This window comes from Pseudomonas triclosanedens, assembly GCF_026686735.1.
Lineage (GTDB): Bacteria > Pseudomonadota > Gammaproteobacteria > Pseudomonadales > Pseudomonadaceae > Pseudomonas > Pseudomonas triclosanedens.
The window spans coordinates 5,616,684-5,639,233 of sequence record NZ_CP113432.1 but is presented as its reverse complement, the minus strand read 5'-3'; the positions used below and the strand labels follow the sequence as shown (position 1 = coordinate 5,639,233).

Sequence of the window (22,550 nt, the reverse complement as noted above, 5' to 3'; positions counted from 1 at the left end):
TATAAGCAGTTTTTTTGCCGACGAGCTATTTGCGCAGGTGTCAAGTCTGGTATCTAATGTGGAAAAACATAAATCGTCCGTAAGTCTCGGATGCTGATAGGAAATCAGTCGTGCTAGGGCTCTTCAATAAGAAAGCGAACACGCTGCTGGGGATAGACATCAGTTCGACTTCGGTCAAACTTCTCGAATTGAGCCGCTCTGGAGGCCGCTACAAGGTAGAGGCCTACGCTGTCGAGCCGCTCCCGCCCAATGCAGTGGTAGAAAAGAACATCGCTGAGCTGGAAGGGGTCGGCCAGGCGCTGTCGCGCGTGGTCGCCAAGGCGCGTACCGGCGTCAAGACGGCTGCCGTCGCCGTTGCTGGCTCAGCGGTAATCACCAAAACCATCGAGATGGACGGGGGCCTCTCCGAAGACGAGCTGGAAAATCAGCTCAAGATCGAAGCGGACCAGTACATCCCTTACCCCCTCGAGGAAGTGGCGATCGATTTCGAGGTCCAGGGCGTTTCCGCGCGCAATGCGGATCGCGTGGACGTTCTGCTCGCCGCTTGTCGAAAGGAAAACGTCGAGGTGCGCGAAGCTGCGCTGGCGCTGGCAGGATTGGGCGCCAAGGTCGTCGACGTCGAGGCGTACGCGCTGGAGCGGGCTTTCGGTCTGCTCAACGATCAGCTAGGCGGCAACGCCGACGAGCTGACCGTAGCGGTAGTCGACATCGGCGCCACCATGACCACCCTCAGCGTCCTGCATCACGGTCGAACCATCTATACACGCGAGCAGCTATTCGGCGGGCGCCAGCTCACCGAGGAGATCCAGCGTCGTTACGGCCTGTCGGTGGAAGAGGCTGGTCTTGCCAAGAAGCAGGGCGGTCTTCCGGATGACTACGACAGCGAAGTTCTTCAACCGTTCAAGGATGCCGTCGTTCAGCAGGTATCCCGTTCGCTGCAGTTCTTCTTCGCGGCCGGCCAGTTCAACGATGTGGATTACATCCTGCTGGCTGGCGGAACCGCCTCCATTCCGGATCTGGACAGGCTGATTCAGCAGAAGATCGGGACTCCCACGCTTGTCGCCAACCCGTTCGCCGACATGGTGCTGAGCGGGAAGGTCAATGCGGGAGCGCTGGCCAGTGATGCGCCGGCGCTGATGATTGCCTGCGGTCTGGCGATGAGGAGTTTCGACTGATGGCTCGCATCAACCTACTGCCGTGGCGGGAGCAACTGCGCGAGGAGCGCAAGCAGCGGTTCCTGGTTACCCTGGGCTGTGTCCTGCTGGCTTCGGCCGGTGTGATATTCCTTGGCGATCAGTACTTCAACTCGGCCATCGAGCGGCAGAACGCGCGCAACGATTTCCTCCGCAAGGAAATTGCCGTGCTGGACGCGCGAATCAAGGAAATCAGTGAGCTGAAAACGCGCCGGCAGCAACTGCTGGAGCGTATGAAGATCATTCAGGACCTGCAGGGCAACCGCCCGATCATTGGGCGTGTATTCGATCAACTGGTCCGCACGCTGCCGGACGGCGTCTACTTCACCGGTTTGAAGATGACCGGTAAATCCATTGCCATCGCAGGGGCGGCCGAGTCTAACAACCGTGTCTCCAATCTGATGCGTAACCTGGATGCGTCCGAGTGGTTGACGTCACCGAACCTGACGGAAGTGAAGGCTGTGACCCAGGGCGCCCTGGATCAGGCGAACGTCTTCCAGCTGACTGTGCAACAGACCCAGCCTGGCGGTGAGGAACAGGACAAGAAGAACGTCGCGCAAGGAGCCAAGAAATGAGTCTGGCCAGTTCCCTCGAGAGCTTGCGCAAGATCGACGTCAATGATCTTGACCTGAACAACATCGGCTCCTGGCCCTCGGCAGTCAAGGTTATCGCCTGCGTGCTGCTGATGGCCGTGATGCTCGCGCTTGGATACAACTTCCATCTGAAGGACCTGCAGGATCAACTCGATCGCCAGGCTGCCGAGGAAGAAACCCTCAAGCAGCAGTTCGCGAGCAAGGCGTTCCAGGCTGCCAATCTGGAAGCCTACAAGACCCAGATGAAGGAGATGGAAGAGTCCTTCGGTGCGCTGCTGCGGCAACTGCCCAGTGACACTGAAGTTCCCGGGCTCCTTGAAGACATCACTCGCACTGGCCTGGGGAGCGGGCTTGAGTTCGAAGAGATCAAGCTGCTGCCGGAGGTCACCCAGCAGTTCTACATCGAGTTGCCCATTCAGATCAGTGTCGTGGGCGGGTATCACGACCTTGCGACTTTCGTGAGCGGAGTAGCCAGCCTCCCGCGGATCGTTACGTTGCACGACTTCGAGATCAAGCCTGTCAGTGCTGACAGCACTTCCAAGCTGCGAATGAGCATCCTGGCCAAGACCTACCGCTACAACGACAAGGGCGGGAAGGTTAATGCCCCGAACACGGGAGCCAACAAGAAATGAGGGGTCGCCTGATCTTCTGCAGTCTTCTGCTCCTGAGTCTGAACGGATGTGGTTCCGGCGGCGATTTCAGCGACCTACAGGCGTACATGGACGAAGTCCGTGCACGCCCAAAGGGGTCGATCGAGCCGCTTCCGAAATTCCAGCCGTACGAAGCCTTTACCTATAGCGCTTCGGCATTGCGCAGTCCCTTCCAGCCGCCGGTGAAGATCGATCTGGCCGTCAAGCAGAAGGGTAACAAGGTCGTGAAACCGGACGAAACCCGGGTCAAGCAGTTCCTGGAAGGTTTCAACATCGAGACCTTCGAGATGGTTGGAACCTTGTCCAGGGATAGCCAGACGTTCGCTCTCGTGAAAGGTGCAGGGGGGGTGCACCGCGTACGGGTTGGCGACTATCTGGGGCGTAACGACGGCAAGATTGTTGCGATCAGCGAAGGCAAGATCGACGTGATTGAAATCGTTCCTGATGGTGAGGGTGGCTGGCTCGAGCGTCCGCGTAGCCTGACTCTCAAGGAACGCTCCTAAGGGCGGGGATGAATATGGAAAACAAACAGCAGTCTGCACGACGGATTCAGACGATGAATAGAAGACTTTCCCGCCTGAGCATTTCCTTGCTCGCGGCTGTATTCGCACCGGCTCTTCTTGCCGCCAATCTGCAAAGCGTCGATGTAGCGGCGCTGCCGGGTGATCGTGTCGAGTTGAAGCTGGGTTTCGATGAGCCGGTTGCGGCTCCGCGTGGCTATACCATCGAGCAGCCCGCCCGTATTGCGCTGGACCTGCCAGGCGTACAGAACAAGCTGGGTAGCAAGAACCGCGAGTTGGGCGTTGGTAATGCGCGCAGCCTGACGGTCGTGGAGGCCAAGGATCGGACCCGCCTGATCGTAAACCTGACCAATCTTTCGCCCTATACCACGCGTACGGAAGGTTCGAACCTGTTCATCGTGGTGGGCGGAGCGCCGGGGGCGTCCAGCACCGTCGCGTCGGCAGCACCCGTTTCCGCACCCATTGCCAAGCCGGCGCAGCCGAAGCCCTATATCCCGGCTGGCAAGGCGATTCGCAATATCGACTTCCAACGCGGAGCGCAAGGTGAAGGCAATGTCGTGATCGACCTTTCCGATCCGACTGTTAGCCCGGATATCCAGGAGCAGGGTGGCAAGATTCGTCTGGACTTCCCGCGCACCCAGCTCCCGGACAACCTGCGCGTTCGCCTGGACGTGAAGGACTTCGCCACTCCGGTGCAGTTCGTCAACGCTTCCGCCGCGAGCGACAAGGCCAGCATCAGTATCGAACCGACCGGTCTGTATGACTATCTCGTCTACCAGACCGACAATCGCATGACCGTCAGCATCAAGCCGCTGACTGCGGACGATGCCGAGAAGCGCAAGAAGGACGCGTTCGCCTATACCGGCGAAAAGCTGTCGCTGAACTTCCAGGACATCGATGTTCGTTCGGTGCTTCAGCTCATTGCCGACTTCACCGATCTGAACCTGGTGGCCTCCGATACCGTTCAGGGCAGCATCACCCTGCGTCTGCAGAATGTGCCGTGGGACCAGGCGCTGGATCTGGTGCTGAAAACCAAGGGGCTGGACAAGCGCAAGGTCGGCAACGTCCTGCTGGTCGCCCCGGCTGACGAGATCGCCGCGCGTGAGCGCCAGGAGCTCGAAGCGCAGAAGCAGATCTCCGAACTGGCACCGCTGCGTCGTGAGCTTATCCAGGTCAACTACGCCAAGGCCTCCGATATCGCCAAGCTGTTCCAGTCGGTGACCGGTTCCGGCCCGGGTGCGGCAGCCGCTTCTGCTCAGTCGGACAGCCGTGGCTCCATCACGGTAGATGACCGTACCAACAGTATCATTGCCTATCAGACCCAGGATCGCCTGGATGAGCTGCGCCGAATCGTGGCGCAGCTGGACATCCCGGTTCGCCAGGTCATGATCGAGGCTCGCATCGTCGAGGCTGCCGTCGACTACAGCAAGAGCCTGGGGGTTCGCTGGGGTGGCGCCGTAACCTTCGGCAACTGGGCTACCTGGGGCAAGAATGGCAACATCGGTGTGGGTGGCGATAACGGCACCAGCTGCGGCCCGTTTGGTGGCGGCGGTTGTACGCTGCCAACCGTCAGCGATGTCCCGACGCCCTCGGTCGATCTTGGAGTACAAAACAGCACCTCTGGCCTTGGTATCGGCTTCGTTTCCAACAATGCGATTCTCGACCTGCAATTGTCCGCTATGGAAAAAGGCGGCAACGGCGAGATCGTTTCACAGCCGAAGGTCGTCACCTCGGACAAGGAAACCGCGAAGATCCTCAAGGGCTCGGAAATTCCGTACCAGGAAGCCAGCTCCAGCGGCGCCACCTCGGTTTCCTTCAAGGAGGCGGCCCTGTCCCTGGAAGTCACTCCGCAGATCACTCCGGACAACCGGATCATCATGGAAGTGAAGGTCAACAAGGATGAGCCGGACTACGCCAACGCCCTGAACGGCGTACCGCCGATCAAGAAGAACGAAGTGAATGCCAAGGTGCTGGTCAACGATGGCGAGACCATCGTGATTGGTGGTGTGTTCTCGAACACCCAGACCAAGGCGACCGACAAGGTTCCGTACCTGGGTGACGTACCGGTGCTGGGCCGCCTGTTCCGTCGTGATTCGGTAACTGACAGCAAGAACGAGCTGCTGGTTTTCCTTACCCCCCGGATCATGAATAATCAGGCCTTTGCAGCCGGCCGTTGATCAATGTCGTGTCCAATTTGATTCTGGTAGGCCCGATGGGAGCTGGAAAGAGCACCATCGGGCGTCTTCTTGCCAAAGAGCTTCATCTCGTTTTCAAAGACTCGGATAAAGAGATCGAGCAACGCTGCGGAGCCAACATCCCCTGGATATTCGATGTCGAGGGCGAGGCTGGCTTTCGCGAGCGCGAACAGGCAATGCTCGCCGAGCTCTGTGCCGAAGGCGGTATGGTGATCGCGACGGGTGGCGGAGCGGTTATGCGAGAGGCCAACCGTCTGACGCTGAAGTCCGGCGGTCAGGTGATCTATCTGCACGCCTCCGTGGAGCAGCAGATATCCCGCACCGCGCGGGACCGGAATCGCCCACTGCTGCAGAAGCCCAATCCTGATCAGATCCTGCGCGACCTCATGCAGCTTCGTGACCCGCTGTATCGCGAGATCGCCGACATCATCGTCGAAACCGACGAGCGGCCACCCCGCATGGTGGTGCAGGAAATCCTCGATCGTCTGCGTAGCCTGGAGCGCCACTAACGGTGTTCCATTCTGCGTTATCCTAGTCCCCTTTATTGCTTGGGGGTTTCATGCGCACACTCAATGTCGATCTGGCTGATCGCAGCTACCCGATCTATATCGGTGAGGGGCTGCTGGATGATCCGGGCTTCTTCGAGCCGCATATTCGCGGTCGCCAAGTCGCGATCGTCACCAATGAAACCATCGCGCCGCTCTATCTGGATCGACTGAAGAAAACCCTCTCAGGCTTCAACGTTACTGCGGTAGTGCTGCCTGATGGCGAGGCCTACAAGCAGTGGGAAACACTGCAGCTCATCTTCGATGCGCTGCTGCAGGCGCGGCATGATCGCAAGACCACGCTGATCGCCCTGGGTGGTGGCGTCATCGGCGATATGACCGGGTTCGCGGCGGCGTGCTATCAGCGTGGCGTCGATTTCATTCAGGTGCCGACCACGCTGCTGTCCCAGGTCGACTCCTCTGTCGGCGGCAAGACCGGTATCAACCATCCCCTGGGCAAGAACATGATCGGGGCGTTCTACCAGCCCCAGGCCGTGGTGATCGATACTGCAACCCTGCGCACGCTCCCGGCGCGCGAGCTTTCCGCGGGCCTCGCGGAGGTCATCAAATACGGCTTCATCTGCGACGAGCCGTTCCTTGGCTGGCTGGAGTCGCGCATGGATGATCTGCTGGCACTCGAGCCGGCTGCGCTCACCGAGGCGATCGAACGCTCCTGTACCGCCAAGGCCCGTGTGGTTGGTGCGGACGAGCGTGAGACTGGTGTTCGTGCCACCCTGAACCTGGGGCACACGTTCGGCCATGCCATCGAGACCCACATGGGCTATGGCGTCTGGCTGCACGGCGAGGCGGTCGGGGCGGGAACCGTGATGGCACTTGAGATGTCGCATCGGCTGGGCTGGCTGACATCTGCCGAGCTGGAGCGTGGCGTCCGCCTGCTGGCCAGTGCGAGATTGCCGGTCGTGCCCCCGCAAGAAATGAATGCCGAGCATTTCCTTGAGCATATGGCAGTCGACAAGAAGGTGCTCGATGGTCGTTTGCGTCTGGTATTGCTCCAAGGGCTGGGGGCTGCAGTGGTTACTGCCGATTTCCCCCGTGAGGTTTTGGAAGAAACGCTGCGCGCTGACTATCAGGCACTGGCCGGTCAGCCAGGAGAACGTTGAGATCCCATGTCCAGTTTGCATGCCGATGAGGCCTTCCTGGCCCACTACCAGTTCAGCCACGATCCGTTCGCCCCGCGCGTTCCTGGCTTCAAGTTCTTCCCGGCACAGCGCAAGCCCGTGCTCGGCCAACTTCATCATCTGGCCCGATACAGCCACTTGCTGCTGGCGGTGACCGGTCCGCTCGGTAGCGGCAAGACGCTGCTGCGCCAGGCCCTGGTGGCCAGCACCAACAAGGACGCGGTCTCCAGCGTGGTCATCTCAGGGCGCTCGGTGGCCGACGAAACCACCCTTCTGCGCCAGTTGGCTCAGGGCCTGGGGATCACTCAGGTCAGCACCGAGTCGATCCTTGCCAAGGTCGCGCAACTGGCAATCACCGGGCAGGACGTCTACCTGCTGGTGGATGATGCTGAGCAACTGCGTGACGATGCGCTGGAAGTGCTGTTGCTGCTGGCTGCTGGCAATTCCGAGGCGCGTCTGCATGTATTCCTGTTCGGTGAGCAGGCGCTCCTGTCGCGACTGGAGGTGTTATCCGAGGGCGAGGAACGCTTCCATGCCATCGAACTGCAACCTTACAGCGAGGAAGAAACCCGCGAGTACCTGGCGCAGCGCCTGGAAGGTGCCGGCCAGGGAATCGAGCTGATTTCCGCTGATCTTCTGGGGGATATCCACGAGCAGTCCGGCGGTTGGCCGGGCGTGATCAATCAGGTCGCCCGCGATGCCATGATCGAGGCGATGCTGGCGGACCGTGGCGGTGCACGCAAGTCCGCTGGCGCGGGCTTCAAACTGCCCAAGAAGCACCTGGCGATACTCGGCGTTGTCGCGATCGGCGTGATTGCTGCCTGGTTCATGCAGGGCAAGACCAGCAAGCCGGACACCGCAAGCAATACCGCTGCGCAGACCTCGTCGCAGCTACCGCTAAACGGTTCCGCTGCGCCGCAGCCGGATGCCCAGGGCTCCGCGCCGTCGGTTGAATTCGCTGGCTCCAACCAGCCGCTGCCCTTGCCGCTGGTAGGTGAAAGCCAGCCGGTGATCCGTGAGCCGATGGCACAAGCTGGCGGCCAGGAGGATGCCGATGAGGGCGGCATGCCGTCTGCGGTAATCCCGCCAACCGTGACCACTGCCGCGCCGCCGGTAACGCCACTGGCCAATAACGGCCCGGCGCCGCTGCATCCGGTGCCGCCAGCGCCCGCGCAGCGGCAGGCTGCTATCTCGCAGCCGCCGGCCCAGGCTGCCGCGCCTGCGCCGCGCCCGGAGCCGGTGAAGCCCGCTGCTACTGCTCCGGCCAAGCCGGTGCAGGCGGCCAAGCCCGCCGCCAAGCCCGCGGTCGCCGTCGCCAGTGCCAAACCGGCTGCGGCCAGCAAGCCTGTCGCCACCGGTGGCAGCGCTGGCGGTAGTAGCTGGTACCAATCCCAGGCCGGTTCGCGCTACTCCGTGCAGGTGCTGGGTACGGGCTCCGAGGACAGTGCCAAGGCATTCATCAGCCAGCAAGGCGGCGGCGAGTACCGCTATTTCCGCAAGAATCTGCAGGGCAAGCCGTTCTACGTAGTGACCTACGGCAATTTCGCGGACCGTGCCTCCGCCCAGGCTGCCATCAAGAAGCTGCCGGCGAAGATCCAGGCCTCCAAGCCCTGGCCGCGGCCGTTCTCCAGCATTCAGCAAGATATCGCTGGGGCGCGCTGAAAGGCCGTCATGTCGCCAAAATGAAAAAGCCGGGACCTTTGGCGGGTTCCGGCTTTTTTCTTTTGCTGAATTCTTATATTAATGCGACATTCGGTGTCGACAGTGCGTCAAAAAAAACAGTGACGTCGCTTTCTCCATGTGTACAATGACCTCCCTTTGCCTGTCGGAAACTTGCCGCTTGAGCGAGTAGGCAGGCGAAGTGCTTGAAGAGGGTCTGCTGACGTTTCGTCATGGCCAGAACCGGAACCGCCGTCGCGTTGGGTAAGACGCGGCAAACGAGGCGTTTCGGTCATTCCAGGTGAACCAGGGGCTGAGCGGCGCTGCACGATAGATGTGGCACGTGCCTTTGGGGTGCGCGGGAATCGAGCCAGCAAAGGCGAAGCAGGGCGCATGGCGAAACGTCAGCAGACCCTGGAAACTAAAAAAGTTTTGCCGGTGAGAGTTCCCTATGAAAGCAGGTCTGTACCATCCTGAGACGTTCAAGGATAACTGCGGATTCGGTCTGATCGCCCACATGACGGGTGAGGCAAGCCACGAACTTCTGCAAACCGCCATCGAAGCACTGACCTGCATGACCCACCGAGGTGGGATCAACGCGGACGGGAAAACCGGGGATGGCTGCGGGCTGTTGATCCAGAAGCCCGACCAGTTCCTGCGCGCCGTGGCCAGGGAGTCCTTCGCGACCGAGCTGCCCGACCAGTATGCGGTCGGCATGGTCTTCTTCAATCAGGACCCGGTGAAAGCCGAAGCTGCCCGCGCGAACATGAATCGCGAAATCGAGCGTGCCGGCCTTAACCTGGTCGGTTGGCGCAAGGTACCGATCGACACCAGCGTCCTGGGTCGCCTGGCACTGGAGCGCCTGCCGCAGATCGAACAGGTGTTCATCGGTGGCGAAGGCCTGTCCGACCAGGAGTTCGCGGTCAAGCTGTTCAGCTCCCGTCGCCGTTCCTCCGTGGCCAACGCCGAGGATGCCGATCACTACGTCTGCAGCTTTTCGCACAAGACCATCATCTATAAGGGCCTGATGATGCCGGCGGATCTCGCCGCCTTCTATCCGGACCTGTCCGACGAGCGCCTGAAGACCGCCATCTGCGTCTTCCACCAGCGCTTCTCGACCAACACCCTGCCGAAATGGCCGCTGGCCCAGCCGTTCCGCCTGCTGGCGCACAACGGCGAGATCAACACCATCACCGGCAACCGTAACTGGGCGCAGGCGCGTCGCAGCAAGTTCGCCAACGAGTGGATGCCCGATCTCGACGAGCTCGGCCCGCTGGTGAACCGCGTGGGTTCCGACTCCTCCAGCATGGACAACATGCTCGAGCTGATGGTCACTGGCGGCATGGATATGTTCCGCGGCCTGCGCATGATCATTCCGCCGGCCTGGCAGAACGTCGAAACGATGGACGCCGACCTGCGCGCGTTCTACGAATTCAATTCGCTGCACATGGAGCCGTGGGACGGCCCCGCTGGCGTCGTGCTGACCGACGGACGCTATGCCGTCTGCCTGCTCGACCGCAACGGCCTGCGTCCGGCGCGTTGGGTCACCACCCGGAACGGCTATATCACTCTCGCCTCGGAAATCGGCGTTTGGGACTACAAGCCCGAGGACGTCATCGCCAAGGGCCGCGTCGGACCGGGCCAGATCCTCGCGGTGGACACCGAGACCGGTCAGCTGCTGCAGACCGAAGACATCGACAACCGTCTGAAGTCGCGCCACCCGTACAAGCAGTGGCTGCGCCAGAGCGCCTTGCGTATCCAGGCCACCCTGGACGACGACCAGGGCGTTGCCAGCTACGATGGCGACCAGCTCAAGCAATACATGAAGATGTTCCAGGTCACCTTCGAGGAGCGTGACCAGGTACTGCGTCCGCTGGCCGAACAGGGTCAGGAAGCGGTCGGTTCGATGGGTGACGACACCCCGATGGCGGTGCTGTCCAAGCGTATCCGTTCGCCCTACGACTACTTCCGCCAGGTATTCGCCCAGGTGACCAACCCGCCGATCGACCCGCTGCGCGAGGCGATCGTGATGTCCCTGGAAACCTGCCTGGGCATCGAGCAGAACATCTTCGAAGAGTCGCCGCACCATGCCAATCAGGCGATCCTCACCACTCCGGTGATCTCTCCGGCCAAGTGGCGCACTCTGATGACGCTGGACCGTCCAGGCTTCGACCGTCATCACATCGACCTGAACTACGACGAGTCCGTTGGCCTCGAAGCGGCCGTACGCAATATCGCCGACCAGGCCGAGGAAGCCGTGCGCGCCGGCAAGGTGCTGCTGGTGCTTTCCGACCGCCATATCGCCCCTGGCAAGCTGCCGGTGCACGCGGCTCTGGCCGTCGGAGCCGTGCACCATCGCCTGGTGCAGACAGGGCTGCGCTGCGACTCCAACATCCTGGTGGAAACCGCCACCGCCCGTGACCCGCATCACTTCGCGGTGCTGGTGGGCTTCGGTGCGTCTGCTGTCTACCCGTTCCTCGCCTATGAGGTGCTGGCCGACCTGATCCGTACCGGCGAAGTGCTGGGCGACCTCTACGAGGTGTTCAAGTACTACCGCAAGGGCATCTCCAAGGGGATGCTCAAAATCCTCTCGAAGATGGGCATCTCCACTATCGCTTCCTACCGCGGCGCTCAACTCTTCGAAGCCATCGGCCTTTCCGACGAGGTCACCGGCCTGTGCTTCCCGGGTACCCCGAGCCGCATCCAGGGCGCGCGCTTCATCGACATCGAGAACGAGCAGAAGCTGTTGGCCTTTGAGGCCTGGAACAACCGCAAGCCGATCCAGCAGGGCGGCCTGTTGAAGTTCGTCTACGGCGGTGAGTACCACGCCTACAACCCGGACGTGGTGAACACCTTGCAGGCCGCCGTGCAGCAGGGCGACTACGCCAAGTTCAAGGAATACACCGCGTTGGTCGACCAGCGCCCGGTGTCCATGATTCGCGACCTGCTCAAAGTGAAGACCCTTGAGCATCCGCTGAGCCTGGACGAGATCGAGCCGCTGGAGTCCATCTTCAAACGCTTCGACGCCGCCGGCATCTCTCTCGGTGCGTTGTCGCCGGAGGCTCACGAGGCGCTGGCCGAAGCCATGAACCGCCTGGGCGGCCGCTCCAACTCCGGTGAGGGCGGTGAAGACCCGGCGCGCTACGGCACGCTGAAAAGCTCGAAGATCAAGCAGGTGGCCACCGGCCGCTTCGGTGTGACCCCGGAATACCTGGTCAACGCCGAAGTCCTGCAGATCAAGGTGGCCCAGGGCGCCAAGCCCGGCGAAGGCGGCCAACTGCCCGGCGGCAAGGTCAACGGCCTGATCGCCCGCCTGCGCTATGCCGTGCCCGGCGTGACCCTGATCTCGCCGCCGCCGCACCACGACATCTACTCCATCGAAGACCTCGCCCAACTGATCTTCGACCTCAAGCAGGTCAACCCGCAGGCGCTGGTGTCGGTGAAGCTGGTGTCCGAGCCCGGCGTCGGTACCATCGCCGCCGGCGTGGCCAAGGCCTACGCCGACCTGATCACCATTTCCGGCTACGACGGCGGTACCGGCGCATCGCCGATTACCTCGATCAAATACGCCGGTAGCCCCTGGGAGCTGGGCCTCGCCGAGGCGCACCAGACCCTGCGCGGCAACGACCTGCGCGGCAAGGTCCGTGTGCAGACCGACGGTGGCCTGAAGACCGGCCTGGATGTCATCAAGGCTGCCATCCTCGGCGCCGAAAGCTTCGGCTTCGGCACCGCGCCGATGATCGCCCTGGGCTGCAAATACCTGCGCATCTGCCACCTGAACAACTGCGCTACCGGCGTCGCCACCCAGAACGACAAGCTGCGCAAGGATCACTTCATCGGCACCGTGGACATGGTGGTGAACTTCTTCACCTTCATCGCCAGCGAAACCCGCGAGTGGCTCGCCAAGCTCGGCGTGCGTAGCCTGGAAGAGCTGATCGGCCGCACCGATCTGCTGGAAGTCCTGCCGGGTGAAACGCCGAAGCAAGGCAATCTCGACCTCACGCCGCTGCTGGGCAGCGACCTGATTCCGGCCGAGAAGCCTCAGTTCTGTGGTGTCGAGAAGAACCCGCCGTTCGACCAGGGCCTGCTGGCCGAAAAGATGGTCGAACTGGCCCGCGACGCCATCGCAGGCGCCAAGGGTGGCGAGTACGAGCTGGATATCTGCAACTGCGACCGTTCCATCGGCGCGCGGATTTCCGGCGAGATCGCCAAGGTCCACGGCAACCAGGGCATGGCCAAGGCGCCGATCACCTTCCGCTTCAAGGGCACCGCGGGCCAGAGCTTCGGCGTGTGGAACGCCGGCGGCCTGCACCTGTACCTGGAAGGCGACGCCAACGACTACGTGGGCAAGGGCATGACCGGCGGCAAGCTGGTCGTTACCCCGCCCAAGGGCAGTCCGTTCAAGTCGCAGGAGTCGGCCATCGTCGGCAACACCTGCCTGTACGGCGCCACCGGCGGCAAGCTGTTCGCCGCGGGCACCGCTGGCGAGCGCTTCGGCGTGCGCAATTCCGGCGCCCACGCGGTAGTGGAAGGTACTGGCGACCACTGCTGCGAATACATGACCGGCGGTTTCGTCTGCGTTCTGGGCAAGACCGGCTACAACTTCGGCTCCGGCATGACCGGTGGCTTCGCCTATGTCCTCGACCAGGACAACACCTTCGTTGACCGCGTGAACCATGAGCTGGTGGAAATCCAGCGCATCAGCGGCGAAGCGATGGAGGCCTACCGCAGTCATCTGCGCAAGGTGCTGGTCGAATACGTGGCGGAAACCGCGAGTGAGTGGGGCGCACATCTGTTGGAGAACCTCGACGACTACCTGCGTCGGTTCTGGCTGGTGAAACCGAAGGCCGCAAGCCTCGGTTCCCTGCTGACCAGCACCCGTGCCAACCCGCAATAAGCGCCCGAAGTCTGAAGAGGTCTTGAAATGTCTGAACGTCTGAATAACGACTTCCAGTTCATCGAAGTCGGGCGCAAGGATCCGAAGAAGAAGCTCCTGCGCCAACGCAAGCGCGAGTTCGTGGAGATCTACGACCTGTTCAAGCCGCAGCAGGCGGCTGATCAGGCCCACCGTTGCCTGGGTTGCGGCAACCCGTACTGCGAGTGGAAGTGCCCGGTGCACAACTTCATTCCCAACTGGTTGAAGCTGGTCTCCGAAGGCAACATCCTGGCCGCCGCCGAGCTGTCCCACCAGACCAACACCCTGCCTGAAGTCTGCGGCCGGGTATGCCCACAGGACCGCCTCTGCGAAGGCGCCTGCACCCTGAACGACGGTTTCGGCGCAGTCACCATCGGCTCGGTCGAGAAGTACATCACCGACACTGCCTTCGCGATGGGCTGGCGTCCGGATATGTCCAAGGTCAAGCCCACCGGCAAGCGCGTCGCAGTGATCGGTGCCGGCCCGGCCGGCCTGGGCTGCGCCGACGTGCTGGTGCGCAACGGCGTGAGCCCGGTGGTCTTCGACAAGAACCCGGAAATCGGCGGTCTACTGACCTTCGGCATCCCCGAGTTCAAGCTGGAGAAGCAGGTTCTCAGCCGTCGCCGTGAAGTCTTCACCGGCATGGGTATCGAGTTCCGTCTCAATACCGAGATCGGCAAGGACGTGACCATGCAGCAGCTGCTCGACGAGTTCGATGCGGTATTCATGGGCATGGGTACCTACACCTACATGAAAGGCGGCTTCCCCGGCGAGGACCTGCCCGGCGTGCACGATGCGCTGGACTTCCTGATTGCCAACGTGAACCGCAACCTGGGCTTCGAGAAGTCGCCGGACGATTTCGTCGACATGAAGGGCAAGCGGGTAGTGGTTCTGGGCGGTGGCGACACCGCGATGGACTGCAACCGCACCTCCATCCGTCAGGGCGCCAAGAGCGTGACCTGCGCCTACCGCCGAGACGAGGAAAACATGCCCGGCTCGCGCAAAGAGGTGAAGAACGCCAAGGAAGAAGGCGTGAAATTCCTCTTCAACCGCCAGCCCATCGCCATCGTCGGCGAGGACAAGGTGGAAGGCGTGAAGGTGGTCGAGACCCGTCTCGGCGAGCCGGACGCCCGTGGCCGTCGCAGCCCCGAGCCGATCCCCGGCTCCGAGGAAATCATCCCGGCGGAAGCCGTGCTGATCGCTTTCGGCTTCCGCCCGAGCCCGGCGCCGTGGTTCGACCAGCACCAGGTGGAAATCGACAGCCAGGGCCGCGTCATCGCCCCGGCCGCCGCGCAGTTCAAGCATCAGACCAGCAACCCGAAGATCTTCGCCGGTGGCGACATGGTCCGCGGGTCCGACCTGGTGGTGACCGCCATCTTCGAAGGGCGGACCGCCGCCGAAGGTATCCTGGACTACCTCGGCGTTTAAGCTGCTGCGCTAGCTCAGGCGGTGCTGGAAACAGGCTCGGAATGCTGATTTGCTGCAGCAAACTCCGCTTCCTCGACTGTTTCCGCCTAACCTGGGCGCCGCTCGCGACACTTAAATCACTGAGGGTCGCAGCGACCAAATGTCGCGATGGACGAAAGGCACGGCACCCGCCGTGCCTTTTCTTTTGGGCTTTGCGAAAATGCCCGCACTTTTTTGTCGGATGCCGTTATGACTGCCCTGAAGAACGATCGCTTCCTTCGCGCCCTGCTCAAGCAGCCCGTCGATGTCACGCCTGTCTGGATGATGCGCCAGGCCGGTCGCTACCTGCCGGAATACCGCGCTACCCGCGCCAAGGCAGGCGACTTCATGAGCCTGTGCATGAACCCGCAGCTGGCCTGCGAAGTCACTTTGCAACCGCTGGACCGTTACCCCCAGCTGGACGCCGCGATCCTCTTCTCCGATATCCTCACCATCCCCGACGCAATGGGGCAGGGCCTGTACTTCGAAACCGGCGAAGGCCCGCGTTTCAAGAAAGTCGTTAGCACCCGGGCCGACATCGACGCCCTGCCGATGCCCGATCCGGAAAAGGACCTGGGCTATGTGATGGACGCCGTGCGCACCATTCGCCGCGAGCTGAATGGCCGCGTGCCGCTGATCGGTTTCTCCGGCAGCCCCTGGACCCTGGCCACCTACATGGTCGAAGGCGGCTCCAGCCGCGACTTCCGCAAGTCCAAGGCGATGCTCTACGACAACCCGCAGGCCATGCACGCGCTGCTGGACAAGCTGGCGCAGTCGGTGACCAGCTACCTCAACGGCCAGATCCTCGCGGGCGCGCAGGCGGTACAGATCTTCGATTCCTGGGGCGGCAGCCTGTCGGCGGCGGCATACCAGGAGTTCTCGCTGGCCTACATGAAGAAGATCGTCGACGGCTTGATTCGCGAGCATGATGGGCGCCAGATTCCGGTGATCCTCTTCACCAAGGGGGGCGGCCTGTGGCTGGAATCCCTGGCCGCGACCGGCGCCGAAGCCCTCGGCCTGGACTGGACCTGCGACATCGGCAGCGCCCGCGCCCGCGTTGGCGACAAGGTGGCGCTGCAGGGCAACATGGACCCGGCGGTGCTGTACGCCAAGCCCGAGGCCATCCGTGCCGAAGTCGCGCGTATCCTTGCGGCATATGGCAAGGGCAGCGGCCACGTCTTCAACCTCGGCCACGGCATTACCCCCGAAGTCGATCCGGCTCACGCTGGAGTCTTCTTCGCGGCGGTTCACGAACTGTCGGCGCAGTACCACTGAGCACGGCACCGAAATGAAAAAGCCCCGCAATGCGGGGCTTTTTCATTGTTCAGAAGTTGCTGAACTTCTTCTCGATCTTGCGCCTTTCCACAGTGTACTGCGCCAGGTCGATTTCCTTGGACGTCAGGCGCTCGTCGAGTGCCTGGAACTCACTCTCCTGCATCTTGTTTACCCGCGCCTTGGTAGCCTGGTAGTTGATGGAGCGGGCGGCGTCATAGCCGCTGACCGGGTCCCACAGGATCGAGATCGGCCAGGTCAGCAGGTTGACTACACCGAAGCCATACTCCCTGCCGTAGAAGGATCCGCCGCCGGGCAGAAGTCCGAGTGCCGCACCCAGGTCTGGGCTCTTTTCGGTGACCGCCATGCCGCGGGCATCGTAGTAGTCCAGTTCGGATTTCTGGGCGGAGTTGAGTCCGGTTGCACAGCCGGTGCAGAGGGCGATGACCAGCGCGGCGAGTAGGGAGCGGGCGTACAAGATGAATTCCTTTTCATTGCCCGGAATGGGCGGCGGCGGAGACTAGCATGGCGTAATGGCCATTGGCTACGCTCTGCTTCCCATGCGCTCTTGCTGGATTGGAGCGATGCAGGTCGCCATGAAAAAGCCCCGCCAATCGGCGGGGCTCTTCATTTCTCTGACGGGGCATCGTACCCCGTCAGAGTGCCTCAGGCGGCGTCGGCAACCAGGCCGGCGTTGCGCTGTGCTTTGCGGCGGTTGGACACCAGCAGGCCCGAGCAGACCACCACGATGGTCAGCAGGGTGGTGGCAACGACTTCCATGCGGTGATCCGGGCGGATCAGCATGGTCACCAGGGCGCCGACGATGAACAGGATCACCGCCCAGGTCAGCCAGGGGAACAGCCACATCTTCAGCTTCAGTTGGTGACCCTGGGCGAGCAGCTTCTTGCGCATGCGCAGTTGCGACATAGCGATCACCAGGTACACCAGCAAGGCGATGGCGCCGGAGCTGGCCAGCAGGAAGTTGAAGACTTCCTCGGGCGCCAGGTAGTTGGCGAAGGTGCAGAGGAAGGCCATCGCGGTGGACAGCAGCACAGCGTAGATCGGGGTACGGCTGGCGCTGGTCACCTGGGCGATCTTCGGGGCGTCGCCGCGCTTGCTCAGGGAGTACATCATGCGCGAGGCGGTGTAGAGCGCGGAGTTCAGGCAACTGGTTACCGAGACGAGGACGATGATATCGACGATCAGCTTGGCGTACGGGATGTGCAGGTGCTCCAGTACGGTCTGGTAGGAGCCCATGCTCACCAGGCGCGGGTCGTTCCAGGGCACCAGGCAGACCACGATCAGGATCGACAACAGATAGAACAGCGCGATACGCCAGATCACCGAGTTGGTGGCCCGGGTGATCTGCTGGGCCGGATCCTTCGACTCGGTGGCGGCGATGGTGACGATTTCCGAACCCATGAAGGAGAACATGGTGGTCAGCAGCGCTGCGAGTACGGCGCCCCAGCCCTTGGGCAGGAAGCCTTCGCTGGTCAGGTGACCGATGCCGGACACTTCATCGTTGGGCGAGAAGCCGAAGATGGCCGCGCAGCCCAGCACCAGGAAGGCGATGATCGAGCAGACCTTGATCAGCGCCAGCCAGAACTCGAACTCACCGTAGTTCTTCACGCTGAACAGATTGGTAACGGTCAGCGCCGAGGTGATCACGAAGGCCAGTATCCAGATCGGCGCACCGGGGAACCAGGCGTGGATGATCGCGGCGGCGGCGTTGGCTTCCAGCGGAATCACCAGGACCCAGAACCACCAGTACAGCCAGCCGATGGTGAAGCCGGCCCAGTGGCCGATGGCGCGGTCGGCATAGGTGGAGAAGGAGCCGCTGTCGGGCTGCGCGACGGCCATTTCGGCCAGCATGCGCATCACCAGCACCACCAGCAGGCCGGCGATCAGATAGGAAATCATTACAGCCGGGCCGGCCTCGGCGATGGCGTGGCCGGAACCCACGAACAGGCCCGCGCCAATGGCACCGGCAATCGAGAGCATCGTGACGTGACGATTTTTCAGGCCTTGGGAAAGGCCGGAAGGAGGAGTACTGCTCATGCTTTACCTACAACTACAGGAGGGAATTGCGTGCTGCGGGAGCTGAGGTCCGTTTCAGGATTCCAACAAAGCGTTCGTTTTTCTTGACGCAAGGATCGCGCCATATTTTGTTACGACTTTGGTTGTAGGTTGAGTAGAAGCTTCACAACGCCCGTGCATGGGGCGTTGTGGTGGAGGAGATATTTGTCCTGGTACGACCGTCTAATGTCGTTTTTAGATAAGTATTGCGAAATGTGTGTAGAAACTACCCGCGCGCGATCGGTGCGGGAATCGCGCGCGGTAACACAGGCAGGCGAGCCAGGTGCAGGGCAACCAGTACCGCGATCACCAGCATGCCGGCGATGAACGAGCCGACTCCGTTCCAGCCGTAGGCGTGCCAGAACACGCCGCCCGCCGTGCCCGCGATGCTGGAGCCGACGTAGTAGCTGAACAGATACAGCGACGACGCCTGGCCCTTGGCTTTCAGGGCGCGGCGGCCGATCCAGCTACTGGCCACCGAATGCGCACCGAAGAAGCCGAAGGTGAACACCAGCATCCCGATCAGTACCAGCGCCAGCGGCTGGAACAGGGTGATCAGCAGCCCGCCGAGCATCAGCGCGATCATCGCCCACAACACCTTGCGCCGGCCCAGGCGGTCGGCCAGGGAGCCGACCCAGGCGGAGCTGTAGATCCCCGACAGGTACACCACCGACAGCACGCCGACCACGGCCTGGCTCAGGTGGTAAGGATCGGCGAGCAGCCGGTAGCCGATGTAGTTGAACAGGGTGACGAACGCACCCATCAGCAGGAATGCCTCGACGAACAGCCAGGGCAGGCCCGCATCGCGGAAATGCCCGCGGAAGCCTTCAGCCAACTGGCGCGGCTTGAGCGGTGCCGGACGGAAGTTCTTCGATTCGGGAAGGATGCGCCAGAACAGCAGGGCGGCGGCCAGCGCCATCACGCCCAGGGTGGCCAGCGCTACATGCCAGTTCACGTAGTCCACCAGCACGCCGCTGATCAGCCGGCCGCTCATGCCGCCAATGGCGTTGCCACCGATGTACAACCCCATCGACAGGCCGATGTGCTGCGGATGGATTTCCTCGCTCAGATAGGTCATGCCCACCGCCGCCAGGCCGCTCAACGACAGGCCCAGCAGTGCACGCATCACCAGCACGCCGTGCCACGTCGGCATCATCGCGCTGCCGAGGGTGAACAGTGCGGCGAGGATCAGCGAGGCAACCATGATGGGCTTGCGCCCGATGGCGTCGGAGATCGGACCGGTCACCAGCAGGCCGATGGCCATCGTGATGGTCGAGATGGACAGCACCAGGCTGCTCTGAGCCGCCGTCAGGCTGAACGCCTTCGACAGCACCGGCATCATCGGCTGTACGCAGTAGAGCAGGGCGAAAGTGGCGAAGCCGCCGGAGAACAGCGCGAGGGAGGTGCGCATGAAGGCCGGGGTGCCTTTCTCGATGTAGCTTTCGATCTCTTCGACAACGCTGATGACGCTGGCATTCGCCTCGCGTGCGGCACTGAGTAACTCGGGTTCGCCCTGTTCGGAAGCCCGCAATGCAGATTGACTCACAACTCACCTCGATTCGGCTCGCGCAGGGGCAGCGAATGGCCCGTGCGGCGGGGATGACGGAAGACTTTGGAGTTGTTATTGGGCTTGTGCTGGAAAGGATAAGGAGGCGCTTTTATTATTTCCAATATATTAATCGACATGTTTGATATGTATTTCGAATCAATGGTGGTGGCATGGAACTGAGGCACCTGCGTTACTTCATCGCTGTGGCGGAAGAGCTGCACTTTGGCCGTGCGGCCGAGCAACTGGGCATTTCCCAGCCGCCACTGAGCCAGCAGATCCAGGCGCTGGAAGAGGAAGTCGGAGCCCGCTTGCTGGAGCGCACCAATCGGCGGGTGGAGTTGACCGAGGCCGGGCGCCTGTTCCTCGCCGAGTCGCGGCAGGTGTTGCAGCAGGTCGAACGTGCGGTGTTGCTGGCGCGGCGTGCACACCAGGGGGAATTGGGAGAGTTGAAGATCGGCTTCACCGCCTCGGCGCCGTTCACCTCGACCATCCCGCGCAGCATCCTGGCCTTTCGCCAGGCTTACCCGGATGTCCACCTGGATCTGCAGGAACTGAGCAGCGGCCAGGCGGTACAAGCGCTACTGGAAGAGCGCGTGCAGGTTGGCCTGATCCGGCCGGTTCCGCTGCCGGAGACCCTGGAAGCGGTCGAGCTGTTCAGCGAGCCGCTGGTGGCAGTGCTGCGGGCCGACCACCCGCTGGCGGAGTCCAGCCTGGACGGCCTGGAAATCGCTGCCCTGGCGGAAGAGCCCTTCGTCTTCTTCCCGCGCAGCTATGGCACCGGCCTCTATGACCAGTTGATCACCCTGTCGCGGCAGGCTGGCTTCAGCCCGCGCATCGCCCAGGAGGCCGGTGAGGCCATGACCATCATCGGCCTGGTAGCGGCGGGGCTGGGCGTCACCATGTTGCCGGCCTCTTTTCGGCGCACGCGGGTGGACGGGGTGGTCTATCGCACCCTGCTCGATCCCGGTGCGACCAGCTCGGTCTGGTTGGTGCGCCGCCGTGACGAGCGCTCGCCGCTGGCACAGTCCTTCATTGATCTGCTGACCCGCGAGGTAGCCGCCTTGCGCGGCTGAGTCGGAATCGTCCGACAGAGAGCTCGCCGTTGTCATGGGCATTGCATAGAATCCGGAGCACTCGAATGGCTTCCGGAGGCAGGCTCATGCGGCGCGTGGTGTTCAATCAGAAAGGTGGAGTGGGCAAGTCGAGCATTGCCTGCAACCTGGCGGCGGTCAGCGCGGCGGAGGGCTATCGCACATTGCTGGTGGACCTGGATGCCCAGGCCAACTCCACTCACTACCTCACCGGCCTGACCGGCGAGGACCTGCCGGTGGGTATCGCCGACTTCTTCAAGCAGACCCTCTCGTCCGGCCCCTTCAGCCGCAAAGGCAAGGTCGATATCTACGAGACTCCGTTCGACAACCTGCACATCGTGACGGCCAGTCCCGAACTGGCCGACCTGCAGCCCAAGCTTGAGCAGAAGCACAAGATCAACAAGCTGCGCAAACTGCTGGACGAGCTGGCCGACGATTACGACCGGATCTACCTGGACACACCGCCGGCACTGAACTTCTACACGGTATCGGCCCTGATCGCCGCCGATCGCTGCCTGATCCCCTTCGACTGCGACAGCTTCTCCCGCCAGGCGCTCTACGGCCTGTTGCAGGAGATCGAAGAACTCAGGGAAGACCACAACGAGGACCTGGAAGTCGAAGGCATCGTGGTCAACCAGTTCCAGCCGCGCGCGAGCCTGCCGCAGCAACTGCTGGATGAACTGGTGGAAGAGGAGTTGCCGGTGCTGCCGGTCTACCTGATGAGTTCGGTGAAAATGCGCGAGTCGCACCAGGCGTGCACGCCGCTGATCTTCCTCGAACCGCGCCACAAGCTGACGCAACAATTCGTCGAGCTGCACAACCTGCTGGAAGCCTGATGCAGCAAGGGATGGGCCGGGCCCATCCCGCGTCATTGCGAAAGAAGAATGTCGCAGGGCGGCCGACGCAGATAGTGACGAACGACGTTGCCCAGGAACGCCTGCTCGATGCTGCCGCGGCTGCGGCTGCCGAGCACCAGGAGGTCTGGCTTCCACTCTCCCAGCGCGCGGTCCAGTACTTCCTTGAACGGCCCGCTCTGCACCGCGCACAGCAGGCGCGGTCCCATGTCCGGAACATGTGCGCGCTCCTCCTGGATCGCCTGGCGCAGCAGGTCGCGCTGGGTGGCCAGGTGGCGCTCGGCCTTGTCCGCTTCCTTGCCCGGTTCGTAGGCATTGAGAGCCAGCAGCTCTGCGCTGCTCGATAGCAGCCGGTATCCCAACCGCCAGGCGTGGCAGGCACACAGGGAGAAATCCATCCCGCTCAACGCCCGCGTATAGGAGCTGACCGACTCGTCCACCGCCAGCAGCAATGGCACGCGGCTGTGCCGGGCGATGCGGTCCAGCGTGGTGCCGTCGAAGCGTTCCAGAAGCTGTTGATGGTGGGCGCCAATCACCAGCAGATCGGCTTTCAGCTCATGCGCGGCCTCGCTGATGGTCGGTGCGGCGCGGCCCTGGCGGATCAGCAGGTGGCAATTGCCAATGGCATTGCTCTGCGCGGCATCGCGCAGCGCGACTTCCGCTGCCTCGCGCACGGTCTGCATCATCCGTTCGGGAAAGTATTCTTCGATGACATGGAGCAGGGTGACGCGCGCATCGTGCAGCCGCGCCAACTGGGCGGCGCGGCGCACGGCGATGTCCGCCTCCACGCTGAGATCGTGGGCGACGAGCAGGTTCTTGTACATGGTAGCTTCCCTCTATGGCAGCACCAAT

17 protein-coding genes are annotated in these 22,550 nt (G+C 62.3%); 13 read left to right on the top strand and 4 right to left on the bottom strand.

The features are described from left to right. The first annotated feature begins 110 nt into the window (after nt 1-110). The 11 genes from OU419_RS26130 (at nt 111) to hemE (ending at nt 16,131) form a co-directional block, all read left to right on the top strand. On the top strand, nt 111-1,175 hold the full coding sequence (locus OU419_RS26130) for a pilus assembly protein PilM (protein ID WP_254476263.1): 1,065 nt from the start codon (nt 111-113) through the stop codon (nt 1,173-1,175). Beyond that, nucleotides 1,175-1,768 carry a type 4a pilus biogenesis protein PilN gene (gene pilN, locus OU419_RS26125; RefSeq protein WP_254476265.1) on the top strand — a complete coding sequence of 198 codons (594 nt, stop codon included), beginning with the start codon at nt 1,175-1,177 and terminating at the stop codon, nt 1,766-1,768. Before OU419_RS26130 ends, pilN begins: the two co-directional genes overlap by 1 nt. Beyond that, complete coding sequence (pilO, locus tag OU419_RS26120) at nt 1,765-2,418, top strand: type 4a pilus biogenesis protein PilO (protein WP_254476267.1); 654 nt, start codon at nt 1,765-1,767, stop codon at nt 2,416-2,418. The genes pilN and pilO overlap by 4 nt, the downstream gene beginning before the upstream one ends. After that, nucleotides 2,415-2,939 (top strand): type 4a pilus biogenesis lipoprotein PilP, encoded by a 525-nt coding sequence (pilP, locus tag OU419_RS26115; protein WP_254476269.1) that lies wholly within the window; start codon nt 2,415-2,417, stop codon nt 2,937-2,939. Before pilO ends, pilP begins: the two co-directional genes overlap by 4 nt. Nucleotides 2,940-2,992: 53 nt before the next feature. Then, entirely contained in the window at nt 2,993-5,134 is a 2,142-nt protein-coding gene (gene pilQ, locus OU419_RS26110; RefSeq protein WP_254476271.1) for a type IV pilus secretin PilQ, read from the top strand. 35 nt (nt 5,135-5,169) lie between these two features. Then, nucleotides 5,170-5,661 carry a shikimate kinase AroK gene (gene aroK, locus OU419_RS26105; RefSeq protein ID WP_408004973.1) on the top strand — a complete coding sequence of 164 codons (492 nt, stop codon included), beginning with the start codon at nt 5,170-5,172 and terminating at the stop codon, nt 5,659-5,661. A gap of 50 nt (nt 5,662-5,711) precedes the next feature. Then, nucleotides 5,712-6,818, top strand: a complete 1,107-nt coding sequence (aroB, locus tag OU419_RS26100; RefSeq protein ID WP_254476273.1) for a 3-dehydroquinate synthase — start codon at nt 5,712-5,714, stop codon at nt 6,816-6,818. Nucleotides 6,819-6,824: 6 nt separating this feature from the next. Continuing rightward, nucleotides 6,825-8,498, top strand: a complete 1,674-nt coding sequence (locus OU419_RS26095; protein ID WP_254476276.1) for an AAA family ATPase — start codon at nt 6,825-6,827, stop codon at nt 8,496-8,498. A gap of 448 nt (nt 8,499-8,946) precedes the next feature. Continuing rightward, the gene (gene gltB, locus OU419_RS26090; RefSeq protein ID WP_254476278.1) at nt 8,947-13,392 is read left to right on the top strand and encodes a glutamate synthase large subunit; all 4,446 of its coding nucleotides are present in this window, start codon (nt 8,947-8,949) and stop codon (nt 13,390-13,392) included. A 27-nt stretch (nt 13,393-13,419) separates the two neighbouring features. After that, complete coding sequence (locus OU419_RS26085; RefSeq protein ID WP_254476280.1) at nt 13,420-14,838, top strand: FAD-dependent oxidoreductase; 1,419 nt, start codon at nt 13,420-13,422, stop codon at nt 14,836-14,838. 228 nt (nt 14,839-15,066) lie between these two features. Next, nucleotides 15,067-16,131: a uroporphyrinogen decarboxylase gene (hemE, locus tag OU419_RS26080; protein ID WP_254476282.1), complete on the top strand. Its 1,065-nt coding sequence runs from the start codon at nt 15,067-15,069 to the stop codon at nt 16,129-16,131. Between the two features lie 49 nt (nt 16,132-16,180). Here the strand turns inward: hemE and OU419_RS26075 are convergent, their stop codons facing one another. The 3 genes from OU419_RS26075 to OU419_RS26065 all read right to left on the bottom strand — a co-directional run bounded on the left by OU419_RS26075 (nt 16,181) and on the right by OU419_RS26065 (nt 19,750). Continuing rightward, nucleotides 16,181-16,609, bottom strand: coding sequence for a hypothetical protein (locus tag OU419_RS26075; RefSeq protein WP_254476331.1), 429 nt, complete (start codon nt 16,607-16,609; stop codon nt 16,181-16,183). Between the two features lie 185 nt (nt 16,610-16,794). Beyond that, nucleotides 16,795-18,186 carry a GABA permease gene (gene gabP / locus OU419_RS26070; protein ID WP_254476284.1) on the bottom strand — a complete coding sequence of 464 codons (1,392 nt, stop codon included), beginning with the start codon at nt 18,184-18,186 and terminating at the stop codon, nt 16,795-16,797. A 244-nt stretch (nt 18,187-18,430) separates the two neighbouring features. Continuing rightward, nucleotides 18,431-19,750: an MFS transporter gene (locus OU419_RS26065; protein ID WP_254476286.1), complete on the bottom strand. Its 1,320-nt coding sequence runs from the start codon at nt 19,748-19,750 to the stop codon at nt 18,431-18,433. A gap of 173 nt (nt 19,751-19,923) precedes the next feature. Here OU419_RS26065 and OU419_RS26060 point away from each other — a divergent pair, with 173 nt between their 5' ends. Both OU419_RS26060 and OU419_RS26055 read left to right on the top strand, forming a co-directional pair. After that, nucleotides 19,924-20,826: a LysR family transcriptional regulator gene (locus tag OU419_RS26060; RefSeq protein ID WP_254476288.1), complete on the top strand. Its 903-nt coding sequence runs from the start codon at nt 19,924-19,926 to the stop codon at nt 20,824-20,826. Nucleotides 20,827-20,912: 86 nt separating this feature from the next. Continuing rightward, nucleotides 20,913-21,680 carry a ParA family protein gene (locus OU419_RS26055; RefSeq protein WP_254476290.1) on the top strand — a complete coding sequence of 256 codons (768 nt, stop codon included), beginning with the start codon at nt 20,913-20,915 and terminating at the stop codon, nt 21,678-21,680. Between the two features lie 32 nt (nt 21,681-21,712). Here OU419_RS26055 and OU419_RS26050 read toward each other — a convergent pair whose 3' ends face one another. Further along, complete coding sequence (locus OU419_RS26050; protein WP_254476292.1) at nt 21,713-22,522, bottom strand: universal stress protein; 810 nt, start codon at nt 22,520-22,522, stop codon at nt 21,713-21,715. Nucleotides 22,523-22,550: the final 28 nt, after the last annotated feature.